This is a genomic window from bacterium, from assembly GCA_019912885.1.
Classification (GTDB): Bacteria; Lernaellota; Lernaellaia; order JACKCT01; family JACKCT01; genus JAIOHV01.
Genome location: JAIOHV010000042.1, coordinates 1 through 19,202, shown reverse-complemented (window position 1 = coordinate 19,202; position 19,202 = coordinate 1). Strand labels below are relative to the sequence as shown.

Annotated in this window: 17 protein-coding genes; 5 read left to right on the top strand and 12 right to left on the bottom strand. The window is 64.8% G+C overall.

Features of this window, described 5'->3' with window-relative positions:
• Nucleotides 1-374, top strand: a 374-nt coding sequence (locus tag K8I61_03335) for a polyphenol oxidase family protein (protein MBZ0271043.1), incomplete at its 5' end; no start/stop codon positions are given.
• A gap of 253 nt (nt 375-627) precedes the next feature.
• Entirely contained in the window at nt 628-1,968 is a 1,341-nt protein-coding gene (rho, locus tag K8I61_03330) for a transcription termination factor Rho (GenBank protein MBZ0271042.1), read from the top strand.
• Nucleotides 1,969-2,191: 223 nt separating this feature from the next.
• On the opposite strand, the gene K8I61_03325 is transcribed toward rho, so the two are convergent.
• The 10 genes from K8I61_03325 to fmt all read right to left on the bottom strand — a co-directional run bounded on the left by K8I61_03325 (nt 2,192) and on the right by fmt (nt 11,521).
• Nucleotides 2,192-2,989 carry a TIGR02757 family protein gene (locus K8I61_03325; protein MBZ0271041.1) on the bottom strand — a complete coding sequence of 266 codons (798 nt, stop codon included), beginning with the start codon at nt 2,987-2,989 and terminating at the stop codon, nt 2,192-2,194.
• Entirely contained in the window at nt 2,986-3,624 is a 639-nt protein-coding gene (locus tag K8I61_03320; protein MBZ0271040.1) for a TIGR04282 family arsenosugar biosynthesis glycosyltransferase, read from the bottom strand. Before K8I61_03320 ends, K8I61_03325 begins: the two co-directional genes overlap by 4 nt.
• Nucleotides 3,614-4,327, bottom strand: coding sequence for a TIGR04283 family arsenosugar biosynthesis glycosyltransferase (locus K8I61_03315; GenBank protein MBZ0271039.1), 714 nt, complete (start codon nt 4,325-4,327; stop codon nt 3,614-3,616). Before K8I61_03315 ends, K8I61_03320 begins: the two co-directional genes overlap by 11 nt.
• The gene (locus K8I61_03310; protein ID MBZ0271038.1) at nt 4,299-5,381 is read right to left on the bottom strand and encodes a hypothetical protein; all 1,083 of its coding nucleotides are present in this window, start codon (nt 5,379-5,381) and stop codon (nt 4,299-4,301) included. Before K8I61_03310 ends, K8I61_03315 begins: the two co-directional genes overlap by 29 nt.
• The gene (locus tag K8I61_03305; protein ID MBZ0271037.1) at nt 5,378-6,424 is read right to left on the bottom strand and encodes a hypothetical protein; all 1,047 of its coding nucleotides are present in this window, start codon (nt 6,422-6,424) and stop codon (nt 5,378-5,380) included. Before K8I61_03305 ends, K8I61_03310 begins: the two co-directional genes overlap by 4 nt.
• A 34-nt stretch (nt 6,425-6,458) precedes the next feature.
• Entirely contained in the window at nt 6,459-7,838 is a 1,380-nt protein-coding gene (locus K8I61_03300) for a sigma-54 dependent transcriptional regulator (protein MBZ0271036.1), read from the bottom strand.
• Nucleotides 7,839-9,284, bottom strand: a complete 1,446-nt coding sequence (locus K8I61_03295) for a HAMP domain-containing histidine kinase (protein MBZ0271035.1) — start codon at nt 9,282-9,284, stop codon at nt 7,839-7,841.
• Nucleotides 9,284-9,694 (bottom strand): YraN family protein, encoded by a 411-nt coding sequence (locus K8I61_03290; protein ID MBZ0271034.1) that lies wholly within the window; start codon nt 9,692-9,694, stop codon nt 9,284-9,286. Before K8I61_03290 ends, K8I61_03295 begins: the two co-directional genes overlap by 1 nt.
• On the bottom strand, nt 9,691-10,299 hold the full coding sequence (locus K8I61_03285) for a ribonuclease HII (GenBank protein MBZ0271033.1): 609 nt from the start codon (nt 10,297-10,299) through the stop codon (nt 9,691-9,693). The genes K8I61_03290 and K8I61_03285 overlap by 4 nt, the downstream gene beginning before the upstream one ends.
• Nucleotides 10,300-10,594: 295 nt before the next feature.
• Nucleotides 10,595-11,521, bottom strand: a complete 927-nt coding sequence (gene fmt / locus K8I61_03280) for a methionyl-tRNA formyltransferase (GenBank protein MBZ0271032.1) — start codon at nt 11,519-11,521, stop codon at nt 10,595-10,597.
• A gap of 235 nt (nt 11,522-11,756) precedes the next feature.
• Here fmt and K8I61_03275 point away from each other — a divergent pair, with 235 nt between their 5' ends.
• The 3 genes from K8I61_03275 (at nt 11,757) to K8I61_03265 (ending at nt 16,930) form a co-directional block, all read left to right on the top strand.
• A complete protein-coding gene (locus K8I61_03275) occupies nt 11,757-13,532 on the top strand; it encodes a hypothetical protein (GenBank protein MBZ0271031.1) in 1,776 nt (591 codons plus the stop codon).
• Between the two features lie 104 nt (nt 13,533-13,636).
• Nucleotides 13,637-16,006 carry a tetratricopeptide repeat protein gene (locus K8I61_03270; GenBank protein ID MBZ0271030.1) on the top strand — a complete coding sequence of 790 codons (2,370 nt, stop codon included), beginning with the start codon at nt 13,637-13,639 and terminating at the stop codon, nt 16,004-16,006.
• A gap of 210 nt (nt 16,007-16,216) precedes the next feature.
• Nucleotides 16,217-16,930 (top strand): hypothetical protein, encoded by a 714-nt coding sequence (locus tag K8I61_03265; GenBank protein MBZ0271029.1) that lies wholly within the window; start codon nt 16,217-16,219, stop codon nt 16,928-16,930.
• A 171-nt stretch (nt 16,931-17,101) separates the two neighbouring features.
• On the opposite strand, the gene lpdA is transcribed toward K8I61_03265, so the two are convergent.
• The gene (lpdA, locus tag K8I61_03260; GenBank protein MBZ0271028.1) at nt 17,102-18,487 is read right to left on the bottom strand and encodes a dihydrolipoyl dehydrogenase; all 1,386 of its coding nucleotides are present in this window, start codon (nt 18,485-18,487) and stop codon (nt 17,102-17,104) included.
• 1 nt (nt 18,488) lies between these two features.
• A partial coding sequence (gene sucB / locus K8I61_03255) for a dihydrolipoyllysine-residue succinyltransferase (GenBank protein MBZ0271027.1) occupies nt 18,489-19,202 on the bottom strand: 714 nt, incomplete at its 5' end.

Sequence of the window (19,202 nt, the reverse complement as noted above, 5' to 3'; positions counted from 1 at the left end):
TTTCGGCGGATGTCGCCGGCGCCGCGATCGACGCGCTCGACGCCCTCGGCGCGCGGCCGGAGAATCTCGTCGCCGCGATCGGTCCGGGCATCGGGCCGTGCTGCTTTGAGGTCGGGCGCGATCTCGCGGGCATGTTTCGCGACGAGGTTCCCGGCGGCGCCCACGCCGTTTACGACGACGGTACTCGCTTGACGATCGATCTTGCCGGCATCGCTTATCGGTCATTGATCGCGCATGGGCTTGCGGCCGGGCGCGTCACGATCGTGCGCCGGTGCACCGCGTGCGAGCCGCGCGCCTTTTTCAGCCACCGGCGCGATAAGGGCGTCACGGGGCGTCAAATCGCCGCGGTGTTGCGGGCCGGCGCAAAACCTTGACATCGATTCGGGCGCGGTCTTACTATCGCGAATAACCGCATCAGGTACCGCCAGTTTTCCAAGCCCGATTCGGCCCTGGGCCGATTTTCCTGATAACCCGAAGCGATTGGAAAGCCTCCAATCACCAGGCCCGCGGTAGAAACCCAACGAACAACCGTTTCGAGGCGGACAAACCGTCTCGCGCATTTTCGAGACCATCGATCCTGGCGCATGGCGCGCGGCGGATTCCCCTTGATGGTCTTCGGAGTTTTCCATGAGTGAGTCCGAGAAGAACGTGGATGTCGAGTCCGGTCGCCCGCGCAAACGCGGCAAGGGCGAATCGGGCGACGCGGGCGGCGGCAACACGCTCAACATTCAGGAGTTGAAGGAGAAGAAGATCGGCGATCTGCTTCGCCTGGCGCGCGATCTCGAGGTGGAAAACGCCACGGGCCTGCGCAAGCAGGATCTGATCTACGCCGTCCTCCAGGCCCATACGGAGCGCCAGGGGTCGATCTACGGCGAGGGCGTCCTTGAAATCCTTCCCGACGGATTCGGCTTCCTTCGCGCGCCGGACTCAAACTATCTCCCCGGACCGGACGACATCTACGTCTCCCCGAGCCAGATCCGCCGCTTCAACCTGCGTACCGGCGACACGATCTCCGGCCAGGTCCGCCCCCCCAAGGAGAGCGAGCGCTACTTCGCCCTTCTCAAGGTGGAGATGGTCAACTTCGAGAATCCCGAGGCGTCGCAGGACAAGATTCTCTTCGACAACCTTACCCCGCTATACCCCGAAGAGCGCATCAAGCTCGAGCACGATCCGGAAAACTATTCCACCCGCGTCATGGATCTGCTCTGCCCCATCGGAAAAGGCCAGCGCGGCCTGATCGTCAGCCCGCCGAAGGCCGGAAAGACGATGCTCCTGCAGGCGATCGCAAACGCGATCACCGACAACCACAAGGAGATCTACCTCATCGTGCTGCTCATCGACGAGCGGCCCGAGGAAGTCACCGACATGAGCCGTTCGGTGAAAGGCGAGGTCATCAGCTCCACCTTCGACGAACCGGCCACGCGCCACGTGCAGGTCGCCGAGATGGTCATCGAAAAGGCCAAGCGCCTCGTGGAGCACAAGAAGGATGTCGTCATCCTGCTCGATTCCATCACGCGCCTCGCGCGCGCTTACAACACCGTCGTGCCGCACTCCGGAAAGATCCTGTCGGGCGGCGTCGACTCCAACGCGCTACACAAGCCCAAGCGTTTCTTCGGCGCCGCGCGCAACGTGGAAGAGGGCGGCTCGCTGACGATCATCGCCACCGCGCTCATCGACACCGGAAGCCGCATGGATGAGGTTATCTACGAGGAATTCAAGGGCACCGGCAACATGGAAATCCACCTGGACCGCAAGCTCTCGGACCGCCGCATCTATCCGTCGATCGACATCAACCGCTCCGGCACCCGCAAGGAAGAGCTGTTGCTCCCGAGCGACGTGCTGCAGCGCATCTGGGTGCTGCGCCGCGTGCTCTCGCCCTTGAACCCCATCGACTCGATGGAGTTTCTCCTCGCCAAGATTACGCAGACCAAAAAGAACGAGCAGTTCCTGAATTCGATGAATCAGTGATGGGCCGACAATACGAACCGCGACCGTCAGGGAGCGGGTTTCGCGCCGCCCCAATCGCCGACGATGCGAACCGCGACCGTAAGGGAGCGGGTACTTCGTGGCGGAGCGATACCACCCGCTCCCTGACGGTCGCGGCTCTGACGTAGCACAACTCCGCAACCCTCCGCTTTTCCGCGCCTCCGCGTGAGATGCGATGCACTCGTCACGCGTCACTCGAAACTCGTCACGGCTCCCACTGCCTCCACTTCCCGCTGATCCCCGCGTGCGTGATCGCATAGTCAAAACGAAGCGGATCCTCCGGGCAGATCCGGCGCAGGCTCGCCGTCACCTCCTCGGCCGCAAGCCAGTCGTCGCTCTTTCGCGTCAATAATCCGAGCCAGCGAGAGATGCGCGCGACGTGCGTGTCGAGCGGCATCACCAGATTCGCGGGCGATACCTCCGGCCACAATCCCATGTCCACGCCGTCGTCCGGCCGCACCATCCAGCGCAAAAACAGGTTTGCGCGCTTGCACGCGCTGCCTTCCGCGGGATCGGGCAGCAGGTAACGCACGTGCGGGCGAAGCGTCGCGCCGCCGCGAAACGCCGTCACGAAATTCGTAAGGGTCGCGCGCGTATCGTCACCGCGAGCGGCACCGTACGCGTGTCGGATGCGGCCATGCTCGCGCAGCATCGCGGCGGTCCGATCGAGAAATTGGGCGACATCGGCGTCGGTCGTGAAGCGATGGACGAATCCCGCGAACCGCTTCCCGTCCCTTTTCGCGCGGAAGTTCAACACCGCGTCATGCGGATTTTCGCCGAGGCCATCGAGCACGCAATTCGCGGCGTTGATCACGGAGGCGACGCGCCCGTACGCCAGCGGCGCGACGACGAACGCCGCCGTTTCGCGGTCCTCCTCGCGCGGATACCGCCGCGCGCAAAACACGGGGTCGCGCGCGAGCATGTCCGGCCGCGCGTAGTGGGCGGCAAAGTGCTCCAGGAACGCGCGCGCCCGCGCGTTTTGCGTCGAACGCTTCGGCGTCATGGCGCGGGCGTGTCGCCGTGCGCCATCGCGCGCAAATCGGGGAAATGTTCGAGATCGGCGGCAACGTCCAGGTCGCGCTGCGTCTCGAGCAGGCGCACAGTTATTCCTTCGCGCTCCGCGATGCGAAGGGTGTCGGCCAGAACGTCCGCGCCGCCCCAAGCGAGTCCGGAGAAAAGTTGGGGCCGGGGCCGCGAAAGGCCGGCGAGGATGTAGCCGCCGTCGTGCGTCGGCGCGAAGACCGCGTCGTGCGTCGCGAGCGCCGCGATCGCCTCGCGTGCGTGCGCCGCGCGAAACTCGGGGCCGTCACAGCCGACGATCAGCACGCACGCCGCGCCGCCGTCGAAAAGGAGCGTCGTCGCGTTCTCCATCCGCGCGCCAAGGTCCGCGCCGCGCTGCGTCTTGATCCGGATATCGTCGCCGAGCCACCCGCGAAGCGCCGCCGCGTCGTCGCCCTCGGGCGCGAAGACGATAAGTTCGGCGCCGAAAAGCGCCGCCAACTCACCGTACACGCGCCGCCCAAGTTCCCGATAAATCCGGCACGCGGCCGCGTCGCCGATGCCCGCGGCCAGGCGCGTTTTGACGCGGCCCTCCACCGGCGCCTTGGCGAACAGCGCGATGGCGGGCCTATTTGACATGATCCTCGCGCGTCCACTCGCGCGAACGCGCCAGAAATCGATATCGCAGCGCGGCGCTCCAGTTCGCGAGCGTGCGGCGGATCGCGCCGTTGCGCCGCCACGCGCGATCGCTTGTCACGGCGGGCGCGGGCAACAGCGCGACGCCGCCCCGGCGGCGCATGGCGCGAACGAATTCAACGTCTTCCATCGCGGGCGGCGGCGCGAATCCGCCGGCGGGCAGATCGGCCGCGCGCACGAAAAGCGCCTGGTCGCCGTAGGGCAGATCGAAAAGCGCGCAGCGCAGCGCGACGCCCCATTCGATGACGCGATACGCCGCGCGTCTGCCGGGAAGCGCGAAGCGGAACGCGCCGAGCGCGACGCCCGGGTCGGCAAGCGTCGCCCGCACCGCGTCCGCCCAGCCCTTGGGCAGGATCGTGTCCGCGTGGCAGAACACGAGGATCTCGCCTTGCGCCGCGGCGGCGCCCGCGTTCATCTGCCGGGCGCGGCCGGGCGCGGACGTAATGACGATCGTGTTCGGAAATCGCGCGGCGATTTCGACCGTGCCGTCGCGGCTGCCGCCATCGGCGACGATCGCCGTGACGCCGGTTTCCGCGAGAATCGCGCGCAGGCATTCGGCGATCGTGCCCGCCTCGTTGAGCGCGGGGATGACCGCGGCGATGCGCTTCGCGGCGATATCAGAATCCGGCGGTGAGACCGAGGGCATAGGTGTTTTTCGTGTAGTTGAATTGCCGCACCGAATACAGGCTCCAGAAGCGGCCGTAGCGCGCCTCGAGCCAGAGGTGTTCCGCGATGCGGTAGTTCAGCTTCGCGATCGCCTGGTTGAAGTTCTCGTCGTCTTCCTCCACGGAGAAGCTGTGGGGGATGAGCACCTCCTGATAGCTGTCGCGGAAATTCGCGATAGCGAAGACGTGCGCGTTCAGATCGTCCGTGAGCGAGCGCGAGAGCGTCAGCCGCAGGCGGTGGTTGTAATAGATATCGCCGTACGAGTTGGAGTCGTTGATCTGGAAATCGTAGCCGAAAGTGACAAGGATGAACCGCGGGCTCGTGAGGAAGAAACCGACCTCGTGCAGGGTGTCCTGGCGCAGATCGTCCCCCTCGCGCAGGAAAACGTCGCCCGTCGACGAGCGGAAACTTTCGTACGCGAAGAACGGGTAGTGCTTGTCCTCGAGCGTGTAGTGCAGCCCCAGGTGAATGTCGCGTGAAAAGCGCTTGACCGTCTGCGCACCGACCGACTGCGTCCAGTAGTCGTAGAAATCGTAGGTGCGGAAATCGAACCGGCTGTAACCCGCGAAGATCTCGCCGGTGACATCCGGCGCGAAGTGGTGGCCCACGAACGCGCGGCCGATCAGCTTGTTGTAGTCCTCCTGGCCGTCGCGCACGTTGCGCAACTTGCCGATCGCCTCCCCGCCCAGATACGTCGCACCGAGGCTCGTGTTCGTCAGGCGAATCCCGAGCTGGTTGATGAGCGTGTCTTCGTCGTCGAGTTCGAGGAATTTCTTGGCGCCGAGCGCGTACGACGCGGCCACGCGGTTATTGTCGGACAGGCCGAGGCCAAGGCGCGCGTCGAGGAAAACGCGCGCGAGGAAATCCGCCTCGCGATCGTTGACGACCTTGCGAACGTTGTCATCGTATTCGGCCAGCACGGTCGCCGTCGCGCGCAGGGCCGGGCTCTCCGCCGCCGCCGGCGCGGTCAAAAAGCCCAAAACGAGGCTCGCGACGGCAAAGGCCGCGACGGTCCTTGCGGGCGATCGTCTCATGACCTCACCTCCCGGATCGGAGTCGGCCCGGCCGCAATCGGCCCGCGGGCGTCCTCGCGCCGGCCGGCCGGCGCCGCCAGGCGCCCCTCGATCTCACGGATGCGCTTGGTGAGCGCCTCGCGCAGTTCACGCATATACGAACGCAGTCCCTTCAGGCGCCGGATTTCCTGCTCGATCGAGGAGGTGATCTCCGTGGCGCCGGCGCCGGCGGAGCCGTCCTCGATCGGCGAGATGTGCACGCCGGATTCGTCGCCGGTTTCGGGCGTGGACGGTCCCTCGTCGCCGCGCGCCGCGTGCGTGCGCGGCCCCGGCGCGAAAACGGCGGCGTCGTCGAACAGGCTGTATTCGGAAACGAGTCCCTGAATCTGGCGCGACAGATCGAGCTCGCGGGAAAGCGCCTTGATCTCCGTGTCGATGCGTTTGACGATCTCGTCGACGCGGGACAGGCGCCGTTTCATGAGGTCGAGCTTGGAACGCAGCGCGGCGGGCGTATCGTCCCCCGCGATCTCCACGACGAACATGTCGCCCGCGGGCACCGCCGCGCCCGGCGGCCGATAGGCCTGCCGGCGGTCGCGCAATAACAGGAAATACGAGGTCAGCTCGGCCAGCCGGCCGCGCTCTTTCTCCACGGCGAGCTGCTCCGCGGCGCGCTCCATTTCGCGGGTGTAGGCGTCGTGCACGCGGCGCAGATGCCGCCCGTATTCGGTGCGCAGCGCGTCGATCCGCGCGACCGTCGTCTCAAGCTGCTCGCCCGCCTCGCGCGATTCGGCGAGCAGGCGTTCGAGCCGGCGCTTTTCCAGGAATCCCGGGTCGCCGCCCGCGCGGATCTTGTCGATCTCCCGGACCAGGTCGTCGATGCGTTCCTTTTGCGCGGCGCGCGCCTTTTCGAGGTCGAGAACCTGCTCGCGCAAAAGCGTGGCCTGCCGCTCCAGGCCCTTGATATCGGCGGGAACCTCGGGAGACGCCGCGCGCGCGAGCGCGGCGAGAAGCAGCGTCGCCGCGAAAAGGATCATAACGAAGGGGAGGGCGCGCCGCGTCAGCATCGAAGGGAGCGCCTCCGAATCGTGCGACGCGCTTTCAAAGAAGCCCGTACTTCTCGAGCTTGTAGTAGAGAGCGCTGGTTTTGACGCCAAGGAGCTTTGCCGTTTCCGTCTTCACCTTGCCGGATTTCTCGTACGCCTCCTTGATGAGGCCTCGCTCGATATCCTCGAGAATCTCGTTGAGCGGCCGCTCGCCAAGGAAGGACCGATAAGCGTGCACGCCCTCGTCCCGGGTGACAAACGACGGCAGGTCGTCGCGGTGGATGACCTGCCCCTCGCACAGCACCATCGTCTGCTCGATGACGTTTTCGAGCTCGCGGATGTTGCCCGGCCAGGAATATTCCGCAAGCGCCTTCATCGCGGGCTCGTCGATGTTCGCGATCTTCTTGCGCGTGCGCGGCCCGAGCTTTTTCAGGAAGTGGTGCACCAGAAGGCCGACGTCCTCGCGCCGTTCGCGCAGCGGCGGCACGTAGATCGGAATGATGTGCAGGCGATAGAACAGATCCTCGCGGAACGCGCCGCGAGCCACCTCTTCCTTCAGGTCCTTGTTCGTCGCGCAGATGATGCGCACGTCCACCTGCAACGTCTGCTGGCCGCCCACGCGCTCGAACTCGCGTTCCTGCAAGACGCGAAGGAGCTTGAGCTGCATCGCCGGGCTGATGTCGCCGATCTCGTCCAGGAACAGCGTGCCGCCGTCGGCCAGTTCGAATCGGCCGACCTTGCGCTTGACCGCGCCCGTGAAGCTGCCGCGCTCGTGCCCGAACAGCTCCGACTCCATCACGCCCTCGGCAAGCGCCGAGCAGTTCACCTTGATGAACGGTTTGTCATGGCGCGGGCTCTTTTCGTGGATCGCCCGCGCGATCAGCTCCTTGCCGACGCCCGACTCACCATGGATGTACACGGTGGAATCGCCGCGGGCCACCTTCTCCACGGTTTTCTGGATATCGGCCAGAAGGGGCGATTCGCCGATCATCTGGTCCATCGCGTAGCCGGCGGACTCCGCCGTGCGCAGATAGCGATTCTGCTGCTCGAGAATCTCGTTGGCGCGGGCGAGGTCCGCCCAGTCCAGGGCCTGCGTCACCTTCAGGCGCAAGACGTCGGAGGCAAACGGCTTTTGCACGAAATCGAACGCGCCGCTCTTGATCGCGTCGACCGCCACCTCGATCGTGCCGTAAGCGGTGATGACGATGACGATCGTGTCGGGGTTCATCTCCTTGATGCGGCGCGTGACCTCGATGCCGTCCATCTCCTCCATCTTGAGATCCGTCAGGACGACGTCGAAGTTGGTCTTTTCGGCAAGTCCAACCGCCTGCCGTCCGCCGGCCGCGCCGACGACCTGATGCCCCATGCGGGCGATGACGGCCTCCATGCCTTCCCGCATCGTGGTGTTGTCATCGACAACAAGTACGCGCGCCATCTATCGCTCCTGCGGAAGCCGGATGGTCACGGTCGTGCCGCGTCCCGCTTCGCTTTCCACGTGCATCGTTCCACCGTGACGTTCCACAATCTTCCTCGTGAAGGGCATGCCGAGCCCGGTGCCCTTGTCCTTGGTCGTGTAAAAGGGCGTGAACAGGTGTTCCATCACCTCGGGTTTGATCCCCGCGCCGTTGTCGGCGACGTCGATCGCGATCGCCGGTCCGTCGCGCCGCGCGCGGATCGTCAGCCGTCCGCCGCCCGCCATCGCCTGAATGGCGTTGTTGATCAGGTTGAACAGCGCCCGGCGCACCAGCGCGGGGTCAAAGACGGCGCGCCGGACGCTCTCGTCGATTTCCACGGCCAGCTTGACGCCGGTCGCCTCGGCGCCGCGGTAGCGGTCGAGAAGGTCGGTCAGAAACTCGCCCACCACGACCGGCACCGGATCAAGCGGCAACTCGCGCGTGAAATCGAGAAACTCGTTGACGACGCGCTCGAGCCCGCTGATTTCGCGGCGGATCTTGTCGACGTGCGCCCGCTTTTCCTCGTCGCCCGCCAATTCGTCCGAGAGAATATCGCAGAATAGCCGCATACCGCCAAGGGGATTGCGAACCTCGTGCGCGATGCCGCGCTGCAGCATCTGCAGGTTGCGGTCGCGTTCCACGATGCGCTGCCGCGCCGTCTCAAGCGACGTCGCCAGAAAGCCGATCTCATCCCTGCTCGTCGGCTCGATTTTCGCGTGCAGATCCCCCTCGGCAAGGCGCTGCGCCGCGTGCACGAGCCGTTGGATCGGTCGCTCGAACCCGATGGCCAGAAGCAGGCTCACCAACACGATCATCGCGACGGCGAACGACGCGAAGATGAAAAGGTTTCGCGTGATGCGGCGCAACACCGCGAAAAACGTCACGTCCGCGTCCACGCCCACGACGCCGGCGACCTCGCCGCCGCGGCGGATCGGCGCGAACGCGGACTTGTACCAGGCGCCGTCGCGCCCCCGGAACACGGCCGAATCGACCGGAATGCCCGACGCCGCGGTGTCGATCTCGAACGACTGCGCGGCAAAGCGGTAATACTCCGTGCCGATGCGCACCGACGGATCGGTATCCGCCAGGCTCCGGTTGTCGGGCCCGATGATGTAGATGCGGCTCGCCGCGCCAAGATCCAAAAGCGATTTCAGCGTCTGCACGACGCGCTTGTACGCCTCGCTCTCCTCGTCCGACGGGCGCAGCGACGCCACCGCCTCCGCGTCAAGGCGCGCGGCGCCGATCTGCGCGACCATCACCAGGCGCCGTCCCATTTCCTCGTCCAGCGCGTCGCGGGCGATGTAGTAAAAAAGCGTGCCGATCACCGAAACCATGAGAACGGTCAAAAGCACGTAGGTCACGATCAGGCGCTGCCGGATGCGCCGGAAAATGCCAAACGACGGCAGGCGCGAACGAAATGGAGGCATCAGGCCGGGCGGCCCGCTGCATCGAACGCACGGGGGTACACGTCGATGCGCGGCTCCCCGGCGGTCGGATAGACGACCGACACGATGTCGAATCGAAAGGCGCTGCCGGTCAGCCGATGCGTCGCGGCAAAGCGACGCGCAAGCGAAAGCAGCTTTTTGCGTTTTTTCGCGTTGACGCGGTCGGCGGGCGAAAAGCCGGGCGACTCCTTCGCGCTTTTGACTTCCACCACGACAACGCACCCGTCGTGCTCGGCGACGATGTCGATTTCGCCGATATCGAACACGACATTGCGCGCGAGGATGCGGTAGCCGAGGTCCTCCAGGTGCCGCGTGGCCAGGCGTTCGGCCGCGTCGCCGAGCCGGCGGCGCGGATCGGCGCGCGCCGTCTTCCGCGACCAGGGGAATTTCAATCGCGCTCCGCGGGCACGGGCCGAAACGAGCGGCGGTGGATGCGGCAGGGACCGTGGCGCGCCAGCGCCGCGAGATGCTCTGGCGTTCCATACCCCATGTTCGTCCGAAAACCGTAATGCGGCCATTTGGCGTGCATGGCGAGCATGACGCGGTCGCGCACCACCTTGGCCACAATGCTCGCCGCGCCGATGGACAGCGAACGCCGGTCGCCCTCGACAAGCGTCGTCTGCGGCACCAGCGTCGGCACGCGCTGATTGCCGTCGACGAGCGCGTGGTGCGCCGGTTCGGGCAACATCCGGAGGCACCGGCTCATCGCCCGAAGCGAAGCGGCGAGGATATTGATGCGGTCGATCGTCGCGTGCGATTCGGCCGCCACCGTTACAAAGGTCGCCCCATCCAGAATACGCACGAAGCACGCCTCGCGCTCGTCGCGCGTCAGCAGCTTCGAGTCGGTCACGCCCGGCAGGTCCACGTCCTCGCGAAGCACGACCGCCGCGGCGACGACCGGGCCCGCCAGCGGCCCGCGCCCCGCCTCGTCCAGGCCCGCGACAAGGCGCACGCCTCGCCGCCAGAGCCCGCGCTCGTAAAACAGCGGGTTTTCGATGGCGGGATCACCGAATAGTTCGTCAGATATCGATTCGCCGGGGCGCACGGGCGACGGAACCTCGTTTTCTTGAAGGCGGCCTTCTGAATGGCACGAGAGCGAACAGGCTGTCAAACGGAAAAGTCTGAAAGGTCGGAGCCGCAATCGACAGCGCGCGGGCTGCGCCGCCTCGCTAGATGCGTTTATCCCGGCGCGCTGCCGCCCGCGCACTTCGCCGCCCCGCTCGGAGCGTGGCGGCTTCGTTTGCGGCTCCGGCGTCGCGTGTTACCGCCCGATTACACTCCGATGTCGCGATCTACGCGCCGATCCTTTCGCCGACCTCGATCGGAAACCCGTTCAGCAGCGCGGCGACAGCCATCGCCTTTCGGCCGGCGAGCTTGATCTCGGTAACGCGCAGCGCGCCGTCTCCGCATGCCACCAGCAAGCCGTTTTTGCCCGCCTCGAGAACCACGTGCGGCTCGCCGGTCACGCCACGCTCGGGGCGCGCGGCGATGATCGTCGCGTCGTGTCCGCGGATCGTCGTGCGCGCGCCCGGCCACGGCGTGACGCCGCGGATCAGACGATCGATGTCGCCGGCGGTGTGCGTCCAATCGATGAGGCCGTCGTCCTTTTCGAGCATGGGGGCGTAAGTCGCGTGCGCGTCGTCCTGCGGTGCAAACTCCGCGGATCCGCCCTCGATTGCATCGAGCGCAAGAAGGGCCAGCTCGCCCGCGACGTGCGCGGTCTTGTCGGTCAGCGTCGCGGCGTTGTCGTCCGGCGCGATGGGTACTTCGCGGCGAAGGAACGTCGGCCCGGTGTCCACGCCCGTGTCCATCTTCATGATCGTCACGCCGGTGACCGACTCGCCTCGGATGATCGCCCAGTTGATCGGCGCGGCGCCGCGATATTTCGGCAATAACGACGCATGCGCGTTGACGCACCCCAGCGGCGGCAGGTCGAGAAGGCGCGGGCGCAGGATCTTTCCGTACGCGGCGACGAAGATGAGTTCGGGCTTTTCGGCCGCGATGCGCGCGTTGGCCTCGGCATCCAGTTTTTCGGGCTGAAAGAGCGGCAGATGGCTCTCGTCCGCGACGGCGCGTACCGGCGTCGGTTCCAGGTGCCGCCCCCGCCCGCGCGGCCGGTCGGGCTGGCTGACGACCAACGCCGGCGCGCGGCCGTTTTCGACAAGGTGCGCAAGGACGATGGCGGCAAATCGGGGCGTGCCCATGAAGACCGTACGCATGGGGAGGGTTTAGCAGAGGATTGAGGATTGAGGATAGAGGATCGAACAGCCCGGCCGTGCCGCGACGAAAAACCTTGTTCGTCGGACCTATAGGCCACATGGGTCCCATAAGCCCTGTTCATCGGGCACGGGCGCGGGCAAGGGGAGTGGGAGGCCACCCTTGCGGCCCACCGCGCGTCGCGCTAAATCATCCCCGCCTTGCGCGCCTCGAAATTTCGCGCGCGGATACATCACCATGCGTATGATCGACGCCATCTCCCGCCATCTTGCCGACTATGAACGCCGCCGACATGCGCTCAACGTCGCCATCATCGCGTTCGCGGTCATCGGGTTTGCGGGGCCGCTGTTTTACGTGCTTCGCCACGGGCTCGACATCGTGGAATACGCCCGCGACATCGCGGAGACCCTCGCGTTGCCGGTCGACTGGATCGACGACGAAAAAGACCTTGGCCCCGGCGAAAAGAAAAGCGCCGTGGCGATCTTCGTCGCCGCGCTTCTTGTCGCGGGCCGTTTCGTCTCGCGCGATCGGCGGCGAGCGCAACGCGCCATCACCGGCGTCCTCGTCGCGCTTGCGTTGTACGTCACCTGGATCGAGGCTTGGCCGCCGACAAAGAACCTGCTGGCGGGGCGTCTCGATCAGTACTGGAACATTTACCACTACTATCTGGGATCCAAGTATTCGAAAGAGGTCCGCTACGATTACCTTTACAATTACACGCTAAAAGCCGCGAACGAGAACGGCGATTGGCTTTCGCACGTGAGCGCCGCGCGCGACATGCGTTCCTACCGGCTGCGCCCGCAACCGTTCCTCATCGGGCGGATCGATAAACGCGACGACTTCACGCCGGAGCGGTGGGCGGAATTCGTCAAGGATCTTGAATACATGAAGGGGCAGATCCCCCGGCATCGCTGGAAGCTTCTGTTCAAGGACCACGGCTACAACGCGACGCCCACGTGGAACACGCTCGGCTCGTTTCTGGCCAACGCGGTATCGCTGCACAATCCCGCTGGGCGCGTGATCCTGTTCGGCTTCGACCACCTTCTGATCCTCGCGAGCTTCCTTTTCGTGGGGTGGGCCTTTGGCGTGCGCGTCGCGGCCGCGTTCGCCGCGTTTTTCTTCGCGTATTACGCCAACGAGCAGATCACCGTCGCGGGCTACATCCGCTGGGACTGGTTTTTCGGAACCGTCGCGGGCTTTTGCCTGTTCGCGAAAAAGAAATACCTGGCGTCCACGCCGTTTTTCGCGTGGGCGGTCATGACGCGCATCTTCCCCGCGTTCCTGATCGCCGCGGCGGGCATTGTGTGGCTCATCGACGCGATCCGCGAACGGCGCATCCGCCCCGAACGCCTCAAATTCGCCGGCGCGATGGCGGCGCTCATGATCGTGCTTTTCGGGATGGGGGCGATGCATCCGCGCGGCCTGAGTGTCTGGCGCGATTTCCGCGTCAAGATCGGGCACCACACCGCCAAGCACTACCTGGGCCCCAAACGCATCGGCCTGCAACACCTGTTCATCGACGATCTGGCGACGCCGGCCGTGCAAATCGGAAGGCATCGGGAAAAGGCTTACGAGCGTCAGGAAACCCTGGCGAACGTCTCGCGCGCCGCCGTGGCGTTGCTGTTCCTTTTGGCGGTCCTTCGCCGGCGCGAAAACGATGCCTTCCTTCTCGGCTACGTTTTCATCTTCACGGCGCTCGTTTTGTCTCGTTACTACTGGACGCTCTACGCGACGCTGCTGTTTCTCGACGACGAAGGCGGCCGATGGCGCTTGCGAAACGCGATCTCCGACGCTTTCGTCTTTCTCATGATTCCCGTGTTCTTCGCGTTCCGCGAGCAGGTGCCGAACAAATACGCGTACTACATGATCCCCACGACCTGGATGCTCGGGCACTACGTCTTTCTGACGGCGACATACCTTGCGGCGGACGTTTTCGATCTTCTCGGCGACCGCGGGAAACCCTCGTCGATACCCCGGCTCGACACCGCCGCCGCCGCGCCGCCAGGAGCCTGACGCGCCGTTGACCGGCGCAAACCGCGTCCCTAGAATGCGCGCGCCCGAAAACGGGGAGGGCGGGGCAAGCCAACAACGCCCCGGAAAACACGAGGATTTTTGGAATGACGCGACCGCGGAGCAAAGTGCTGATCGGCCTTGTGCTCCTTCTCGCCTGCGTCGTCGCCTATGCCAACGCGACCAAGGGTCAGTTCGTCTGGGACGACATCAACCTCATCGTTTACGACTATCAGATCCGCGATCTGAGCTTCGTGAAGTCCGTCTTCACGCGGGATTTCTTCGGTTTTCAGGACAACGCCCGCAAATACGGCTACTACCGGCCGATCGTCACGCTGACATACATGCTCGATTTCCGGCTCTGGGGGCTGAACCCGGCCGGCTACCACATCACCAACATCGCCACGCACGTCCTGGCGACGATCTTCCTGTTCCTGATTTTCCTGCGCCTTTTCGACGGCAAGGCCGCCGCGCCGTTTCTGGCGGCTTTGCTTTTCGCGGTGCATCCGATTCATACGGAGACGGTCACCTGGATCGCCGGGCGCACGGATTCGATCTGCGGCATGTTCTTTTTCGGGGCGCTTTTGGCCTACATGATCTGGGCCGAGCGATTCGCCCGCATGAAAGGCATCACGCGGCCCGGATTCCCTCCGGCGGGGCCCGAGGAAAGCGCCACGCAAGCGGGGCGGCGCGCCCGCTGGCTTTTTGTGTCGGCCGCCAGTTTCGCGGTCGCGCTGCTGTCCAAGGAAATGGCCATCATGCTGCCGGCCGTCCTTGTCCTTTATCTGGTCACGTTCGTGACCGGCCTGTCCTGGCGGCGGCTGCTGCCGTTTGCGTGGAGCCTCGCGGTCTTCATCGCGGTCATCGCAGGCTACTCCCTGTTCCGCTTTGCGGTCATCGAATTCTCCACGCAGGCCAAGGACCCGTGGGGCGCGATCCCCACGCTGATGTCGTTTTTCTGGACGATCGCCTACTACCTCATGAAAATGGCCTGGCCGCTCTACCAGTCGGGCTACATCCAGAATCCGCTGATCCAGAGCGCATTCAATCCCAAGGTCATCATCGCGCTTGTCGCGCTCGGCGGACTCATCTGGTGGCTGTGGGCGTCCTGGGAGAAAGACCGGCGCATGTTCTTCGCGCTCGGCTTCCTTCTGATCTCATTCGGCCCGCTGTCGAACTTCATCCGCATTTCCGGCCCGCGCGACATGGGCTTCATGACGGCGGAACGATTCGTCTATATCCCGTCCGCGGCGTTTCTGCTCGTGGTCGCGATCGTGCTGACACGCCTTGCCGGCGGGATCGCAGGGCTGCGGGCGGACGAAAAATGGGGCGCGGCGTGTCACCGTGCCGGCGCGCTGGCGGTCGCGGCGGTGCTGATGGTGACGTACACCTTCCTTTGCATCGAGCGGAACAAGGACTGGCACACGAACGCGCGTTTTTTCAACGACGCGCTCGAGCGCGCGCCGAACGCGCCGCTGCTCTACATGATGCTCGGCAACATCTACAGCATCACCGGCGAATACGAGGAGGCGGAAGCGACGCTGAAGCTCGCGATCGAATACCTCTCCCCGCGCGACCGCGAGGAGCCGACGTGGATCTATTCGGACCTCGCCGGCGTGTATGCCAAGCAGGGCGAATACGACAAGGCGCTCGAGATGATGAAGCTCGCCAGTCGCGGGCACATGCACAACTCGGCGGTCGAATTCAATCTCGGCGAGATTTACCGGATGATGGGCGATCCGGAAAAGGCGCGGGAGTATTACAAGCGCTCGCTGGCGATCGACCGCAAGAACATCAAGGCCCTGGAGCAGCTCGGATTCGTGCTCCAGCAGCTCGGCGAGTGGGAGGAGTCGAACCGCTGGTATCAGGCGCTGCTCAAGCTCGTGCCGCGCAGCCCGCGCGTTCACACGCAGATCGGGCGCAATTACATCATGCTGCGCGAGTTCCCGCGCGCAATCGAACCGCTTCAGACGGCCATGAGCCTCGCCGGCGAGGACGACGCGGACCTGCACGACCTGCTGGGCAATGCCTACCTCAGCATGGGCCGCGTGCAGCAGGGGCTCGATCATATCGAGCGCGCGGTCGCCATAAGACCGGATAATGCGGAATTGCGCGCGGGGCTCGGAAACGCGCTGTTTGCCGCGGAGCGCAAGCGCGAGGCGCACGCCGAGTTGAAAAAAGCCCTCGAGATCGATCCGGTCAACGTTCGTGCGCTCCTTGGCATGGGGATATTGGCCTCGGACCAGAACCATCCGGATATCGCGCAGCGGACATTCCTCAAGGTTCTCAAACTGGAACCCGATAACGTCAAAGCCATGCTTTCGCTGGGGATTTTGGCGTTCAATTTCGAACACCCGGACGCCGCGGCGGCATGGTTCGATCGCGTCCTTAAGCGCGAGCCGGACAATCGCGTGGCGATCGGGTATCTGGCCAAGCTCGGCCGGGCTCCCGCGCCGCCGGCAAAGCCCGGCGCCTGAGAGGAAACGGCATATTGGGAAATTACCCGAAATTTTTTGCGTTTTTGAAAAAAACCGCTTGCGGGCGAATTTTCCCGGTGCTATATTTCGACAGTTAAGATTTGGCGTGCAGAGGGTTTCGATCTCGCAAACCGGTTGAGGCTCGCTCAAGTTCCGTTTACCGTCCGGCCCCATTGACCGGGCGCGGTTGAGCCAAAGGAGGAAGGGAAGTTGAAGTTCCGAACCACCATCATGCTTCTGGCGATGTTGCTCCTCGCGACATCCGTCGCCTTCGCGCAGGACGACGACACCGCGGCGGACGACGACACCGCGATGGACGATGACACCGCGGCGGACGACGACATGGATGACGACGACACCGATGTCGATGCGTTTACCGCCGAGGTCGATTTCTCGAACCCGACAGCGCTCGAGGCGGATACCTCGTATGCTTTCGCGTTCACCGTCAGCAACACGTCGGTGGCCGGCGACCTCCGTCGCTGGATCAACGACGTCGGCATGCTGCTCCCGTCCTCCGACTACGTCCTCGACACGGGCGAACTGGACGCGCCGGATGCCCTGCATCCCGAGTTCGGTAGCTGGGAAGTCGAAACGTACTCCGATCAGGGCCTCCCGGGCATCCGCTGGATGTTCACGGGCGTCGTGACGAGCGAGTCCTATGGCGACATCCGCGAGCAGGAGTCGTTGGACTTCGGCTTCACCGCGCAGACCGACGCCGATGCGACCGACGGATTCTACTGGGCCCTCATGACCGACCAGAGCGAGTTCGTCGACGGCATCGCGTTCATTAACGACGCGGATGACGACACCGACGACGATGACGACACCGACGGCATCGACGACGACTTCGACGACGATACCGACGACGGCATCGGTGGCGGCGGCGACGACGACGACGATGGCGGCGGCGGCTGCGGCTGCTAAGCCCTTCCAAGCCTGAAAACAAACCCCGCCGGGAAACCGGCGGGGTTTTTGCTTGTGCGTTTGCGACGTCAAGGCCGCAAGTCCTGAGCGGAGCGAAGGAAGCGACGCGCACATGCGCGAGCTACCTGCAATGACCTTCCAGCCTTTCAGCCATCCAGTCTTCCAGCCTTTTCAGATGTGGATCGGCCCGTCGCCGAGCGCGAGCGCGGCCTCTTTCACCACCTCGGCGAGCGTCGGATGCGCGTGGCAGGTGCGTGCCACATCCTCGCCGGACGCGCCGAATTCCATCGCCAGGACCAGCTCGTGGATCAGGTCGCCCGCGCGCGGCCCGATGATGTGCGCGCCGAGAATGCGATCCGTCTTCGCATCCGCGAGAATCTTGACGAAGCCTTCTTTCGATTCCAGCGCCTTGGCGCGGCCGTTCGCCGCGAATGGAAACGAGCCCTTCTTGTATTCGATGCCCGCGTCTTTCAGATCGTCCTCGGTGCGTCCGACGGTCGCGATCTCCGGATTGGTATAAACCACGCCGGGGATCGCGCTGTAGTTCACGTGCCCGGCGACGCCGTTGATCCGCTCGACGACCATCACGCCTTCCTCGGACGCCTTGTGCGCGAGCATCGGCCCGCGGACCGCGTCGCCGATCGCAAAGATCCCCGCGACATTCGTCTCGCAGCGCTCGTTCACGGCAATCCGTCCCTTGTCATCCGTGGCGACGCCCGCCGCGTCGAGCGCAAGCCCCTCGGTGTTGGGCTTTCGCCCGACCGCGACGAGCAGCTTGTCGGCCTCCCATGTGCGCGTTTCTCCTTCACCGCCGCCGGCCGACACGCGCACGCCCGCGGCATCCGTGATCGCGCCCGCGACGCGCACGCCCGTTTCGATCGCGAGCCCCTGCCGCTTGAAGATGCGTTGCGCTTGCGCGGCGGTCTCCGAATCCATGCCCGGCAGGATGCGCGGCAGGTATTCGAGGATCGTCACCTCGCTGCCCAGCCGCGACCAGATCGACGCGCACTCCAGGCCGATGTACCCCGCTCCGATGACGACGAGCCGTCGCGGCGCCTCGCCAAACGCCAGCGCGCCGGTCGAATCGACGATGTTGATGCCGTCGATCGTGATGCCCGGCAACGACGCGGGCACCGATCCGGTGGCGACGATGATGTTTTTCGCCGTCAGCGTCCGGTCGCCGGCGCGCACAGTCCTGGCATCGACGAATTGCGCGGCGCCCGAAACGCGCTCGATCTTGTTCTTTTTGAACAGCCCCTCGACGCCCTTCGTGAGCTGCCCGACAATGGCTTCCTTGCGTTTCATCATTCTGGGCAGGTCAAGCCGCGTGTCGGCCTCGATCCCGTGCGCCGCGAATTCCTTTTTCGTCTTGTGATAGAGCTCGGAGGATTCGAGAAGCGCCTTGCTCGGGATGCACCCCACGTTCAGGCACGTTCCGCCCAGGGTTGCGTCCTTTTCGACGCACGCCACGTTCATACCGAGCTGCGCGGCGCGGATGGCCGCGACATATCCGCCGGGGCCCGCGCCGATGACGACAAGATCGAAAGTGTCGGCCATGTCAGACCTCGATCAGGATGCGGCGCGGATCTTCGAGGCATTCCTTCATGCGCACAAGGAAGCTCACGGCCTCGCGCCCGTCGATCAGGCGGTGATCGTAGGTCAGCGCCAGGTACATCATCGGCCGGATGACGATCTGGTCCTCCACGACGATCGGCCGCTTTTCGATTCGGTGCATGCCGAGGATGCCGCTTTGCGGCGGGTTCAGGATTGGCGTGGAGAGAAGCGAGCCGAACACGCCTCCGTTGGAAATGGAAAACGTGCCGCCGGTAAGCTCCTCGATCGTCAGCTTGCCGTCGCGCGCGCGCTTCGCGAGATCGGAGACGGCCTGCTCGGTCTCGGCGAACGACAGGAATTGCGCGTCGCGGATGATCGGAACGACCAGCCCGCGATCCGAGCTGACCGCGACGCCGATGTCGTAATAGCCGCGATAGACGATCTCCTCGCCGTCGATCGTCGCGTTCACCGAGGGAAAAGCCTTGAGCGCCTCGATGCTCGCCTTGATGAAAAACGACATGAACCCGAGGCTGATGCCGTATTTCTTCTGGAATGGCTCCTTGTACTGTTTCCGAAGTTCCATCACCGCGGAAAGGTCCACGTCGTTGAACGTGGTCAGCGACGCCGTCGTGCTTTGCGATTCCAGAAGGCGTTCGGCGATGCGCTGGCGGATGCGCGTCATGCGCACGCGCTCCTCCGATCGCCCGGCGGCCGTCTC

Excerpts from the sequence above, each read along its gene's own strand:
- rho (MBZ0271042.1), top strand. The coding sequence starts at position 628 with ATGAGTGAGTCCGAGAAGAACGTGGATGTCGAGTCCGGTCGCCCGCGC.
- K8I61_03325 (MBZ0271041.1), bottom strand. The coding sequence starts at position 2,989 with ATGACGCCGAAGCGTTCGACGCAAAACGCGCGGGCGCGCGCGTTCCTG.
- K8I61_03320 (MBZ0271040.1), bottom strand. The coding sequence starts at position 3,624 with ATGTCAAATAGGCCCGCCATCGCGCTGTTCGCCAAGGCGCCGGTGGAG.
- K8I61_03315 (MBZ0271039.1), bottom strand. The coding sequence starts at position 4,327 with ATGCCCTCGGTCTCACCGCCGGATTCTGATATCGCCGCGAAGCGCATC.
- K8I61_03310 (MBZ0271038.1), bottom strand. The coding sequence starts at position 5,381 with ATGAGACGATCGCCCGCAAGGACCGTCGCGGCCTTTGCCGTCGCGAGC.
- K8I61_03305 (MBZ0271037.1), bottom strand. The coding sequence starts at position 6,424 with ATGCTGACGCGGCGCGCCCTCCCCTTCGTTATGATCCTTTTCGCGGCG.
- K8I61_03300 (MBZ0271036.1), bottom strand. The coding sequence starts at position 7,838 with ATGGCGCGCGTACTTGTTGTCGATGACAACACCACGATGCGGGAAGGC.
- K8I61_03295 (MBZ0271035.1), bottom strand. The coding sequence starts at position 9,284 with ATGCCTCCATTTCGTTCGCGCCTGCCGTCGTTTGGCATTTTCCGGCGC.
- fmt (MBZ0271032.1), bottom strand. The coding sequence starts at position 11,521 with ATGCGTACGGTCTTCATGGGCACGCCCCGATTTGCCGCCATCGTCCTT.
- K8I61_03275 (MBZ0271031.1), top strand. The coding sequence starts at position 11,757 with ATGCGTATGATCGACGCCATCTCCCGCCATCTTGCCGACTATGAACGC.
- K8I61_03270 (MBZ0271030.1), top strand. The coding sequence starts at position 13,637 with ATGACGCGACCGCGGAGCAAAGTGCTGATCGGCCTTGTGCTCCTTCTC.
- lpdA (MBZ0271028.1), bottom strand. The coding sequence starts at position 18,487 with ATGGCCGACACTTTCGATCTTGTCGTCATCGGCGCGGGCCCCGGCGGA.